Origin of the sequence: Inquilinus limosus DSM 16000, from assembly GCF_000423185.1 — a bacterium.
In the GTDB taxonomy this organism is placed as follows: domain Bacteria; phylum Pseudomonadota; class Alphaproteobacteria; order DSM-16000; family Inquilinaceae; genus Inquilinus; species Inquilinus limosus.
This window is the reverse complement of the sequence record NZ_AUHM01000061.1, coordinates 1-3,496: the sequence shown is the minus strand read 5'-3', so window position 1 is coordinate 3,496 and position 3,496 is coordinate 1. Positions and strand designations below refer to the sequence as shown.

Genomic DNA, 3,496 nt, shown 5'->3' with positions numbered 1-3,496 from the left:
GCCCACCGCCTTCGGCTTGCCGGTCGACCCTGAGGTGGTGATGCAGTAGGCCAGGCTTTCCGGATGCCAGTCGACATCCGGCGCCTCGTCCGCATAGCCGGACAGGTCCCAGCCCTCCAGCGCCACCGCCTCGACGCCGTCGATCTCAGGCAGCCGGTCGATGAGATGCGCCTGGGCCAGCACCAGCCTGAGGCCGGTCTCGGCGATGGTGCCGGCCAGCCGCTCGCGCGGATGATCCGGATCCAAGGGCAGGTAGGCCCCGCCCGCCTTCGCGATGCCGAGCAGCGCCAGCACCATCTCGACCGAGCGCTCGGCCGCCACCCCGACCAGCACGTCCGGCCCGACGCCGCGGGCCGCCAGCGCCTGGGCCAGCCGGTTCGTCCGCCGGTCCAGCTCGGCGTAGCTCAGCCGCTCGGCGCCGAACACCAGCGCCTCGGCCTGAGGCGTCGCCCGCGCCTGGCGCCCGATCAGCGCCGCCACGCTCGGCACCGGCTCATAGGCCACGTCCGTCGCATTCCACCGCGCCAGGCGCTGCCTGTCGTTCTCGGTCGTCAGGGCGATCCGGCCGAGCGGCGTTGCCGCGTCCTCGGCCAGCCGCCGCAGCAGCGCCTCGAGCTGCCGCATCAGCTGGTCGATGCGATCCCGGCCGAAGGCGTCACGCCGCCAGCTCCAGCCGATCTCGAGATCGCCCCCGGCCTGCACCGTCAGGGTCAGCGCGTAATTGGTGGTCTCCAGATTCGCGACCTGGCCGAAGCGCAGCCCCTTGCCGTCGCGCTCGCGCAGCGCCTGGTCCACCGGGTAGTTCTCGACCACCAGGATGGTGTCGAACAGCGCCCGTCCGCCCTGCCCGGTCCAGCCCTGGATCTCGTACAAGGGCGTCGCCTCGTGCTCGCGCAGCGCCGCGTTCTCCGCCTGCAGATCCCGCAGCCAGTCGCCGATGCTCCGGCCCGGGTCGAGATCCGGCGCCACCGGCAGGGTGTTGATGAACAGCCCCAGCAGCGCTTCGGCATCGCGCAGCTCCGCCGGACGCCCCGCCACCGTCGCCCCGAACACCACCCGCCGCTGCCCGGTGATCCGCGACAGCAGCAAGGCCCAGGCCCCCTGCAGCACCGTGTTCAGCGTCACCCGCTCGCGCCGGGCGAAGGCCTTCAAGGCTTCGGTCGCCGCACTGTCCAGCCGCAGCCTGGCGCTGCCATGGCCCGGCTCGGGCTCCGGCGCCGGCAGCGCCGCGGCCATCAGCGTCGGCTCCTCCACCCCGGACAGCCGCTCCCGCCAGAACGCCTCGTCCGCCGCCTGGTCGCGCTGCCCCAGCCAGGCGATGTAGTCCCGGTACCGCCCGGCCACCGGGGTCGGCGTCCCGCCGTGATACCGCGTCAGCACCTCGCCGATCAGCCGCGACGTGCTCCAGCCGTCCAGCAGCAGGTGATGGCTGGTCAGGATCAGCCGGTGCCGCGCCGAAGCCACCCGCACCAGCCGCACACGCAGCAGCGGCGGCGCGCCGAGGTCGAAGCCCCGCGCCCGGTCCGACGCCGCCAGCTCCGCCAGCGCCTGGTCCAGATCGGGACGTCCCCGCCAGTCCAGCCGCTCCACCGGCGACGGCACCCGCCGCCGCACCAGCTGCAAGGGCTTGTCCCCCTGCCACAGGAAGCCGGTGCGCAGGATCGCGTGGCTCTCCACCGCCGCCTCCCAGGCCCGGGCGAAGCGGCCGGCGTCCAGCCCCTCCACATCCACCCGCAGCTGCGTCACGTACAGCTCCGGCGCCTGCAGGCTGTGGAACAGCATCCCCTGCTGCATCGGCGACAAGGGGTACAGGTCCTCGATCTCCGCCGCTGGCACCGGCAGCGCGTCCAGCTCGGCCTGGCTCAGACCCGCCAGCGGCACGTCCGACGGCGTCAGACCGCCCGCCCCCGGCGCGCCGCACAGCGCGACCAGCGCCTCGAGCTCGGCCGCGAAGGCCTGGGCCAGCTGCTCGATCGTGCCGGCATCGTGCCGGGCGGCGCTGTAGAGCCAGGTCAGGCCCAGCGCGCCCTCGGCCACCCGGCCGTTCACCACCAGCTCGGCGCCGAGCGGCGAGCCCTCCGACTGGTCCTGCCCGGCGCTCTCCGCCGCCAGGGCGAAGGCCCCCGCCGTCACCCCGTCGAACCGCCCGAGATAGTTGAACGTCACCGCCGGCCACGGCAGCGAGGACAGCGCAGCCTGCACGTCGTCGCTGCCCATGTAGCGCAGCACGCCGTAGCCGAGGCCGCGGTTCGGCACCGCCCGCAGCTGCTCCTTCACCGCCTTCAGCGAGGCTTCGAGACCCTCCGCCGGGGTCAGCCGCACCGGGTACAGGCTGGTGAACCAGCCCACCGTCCGGCTGAGGTCGAGCCCGCCCAGTTCCTCCCGGCCATGCCCCTCCAGCGCCACCAGCGCCGAAGCCTGCCCGGTGTGCCGGCACAGCGCCCGCGCCAGCGCCGTCAGCAAGAGGTCCTCCACCCCGGCCCGCCACGCCCGGCCCGCCGTCAGCAGACGCTCGGTCAGCGCCGCGTCGAAGCGCTGCCGGTGCTCCGCCCGCTGCGCCACGGTGTTCGCGCCCTCCGGCCGCGCCACCGGGACCCCCGACGGGCCGGCCAGCACGCCTTGCCAGTACGGCAGCTCCGCCAGCAGCTCCGGGCTCGACGCATAAGCCTGCAGCGCCCGGCCCCAGGCGCCGAAGCCGCTGCCCGTCTCCGGCAGGGCGATGTCCTCTCCGGCCAGGACCTGGCCATAGGCCGTCTGCAGGTCCTCCAAGAGGATCCGCCAGGACACGCCGTCCACCACCAGGTGATGGATCGCCAGCAGCAGCCGCTGGGTGCCGTCCCGGCGCTCGACCAGCACCGCCCGCAGCAGCGGGCCCTGCCCCAGCTCCAGGCTGCGCTGGGCCGCCTCCGCCACCGCCAGTTGCTCCGTCTCGTCGGCGACGCTGCGGAGCCACAGCCAGTCCTGCGCCGCCGGCTCGGCATGGGCCTGCGTCCAGGCGCCGTCCGTGCCCTGCACGAAGCGCAGCCGCAGCGCGGCGTGGTGGGCCACCACCGCCGCCAGGGCCCGGCCCAGCGCCTCGGCCTCGAGCCGCTCCCGCGGCGCCAGCAGCACCGACTGGTTCCAATGGTGCCGCCCTGGGATCTCTACCCCGAAGAACCAGCGCTGGATCGGGATCAGCGGCGCCTCGCCCGCCGCCGCCTCGACCGCCGCGGCCGCCTCGCGGCCCGCCACCGCCGCCAGCCCCCGCACCGTCTGGTGCTCGAACAGCTGCCGCGGCGTCAGCACCAGTCCCGCCCGCCGCGCCCGCGACACCACCTGCAGCGACAGGATCGAATCCCCGCCCAGCTCGAAGAAGTTGTCCGTGGCTCCGACCGACGGCACGCCCAGCACCTCCGACCAGATCCCGGCCAGGACACGCTCCGCCTCACCCTCCGGCTCGGCCCGGCTCCCGCTCTCCCACTCCGGCGCCGGCAGCGCCTTCCGGTCCAGCTTGCCG

The 3,496-nt window shown here is 74.7% G+C and carries 1 protein-coding gene; it reads right to left on the bottom strand.

Features of this window, described 5'->3' with window-relative positions; all coding sequences use genetic code 11:
• Nucleotides 1-3,496, bottom strand: a 3,496-nt coding sequence (locus tag G537_RS0129525) for a condensation domain-containing protein (RefSeq protein ID WP_026873121.1), incomplete at both ends; no start/stop codon positions are given.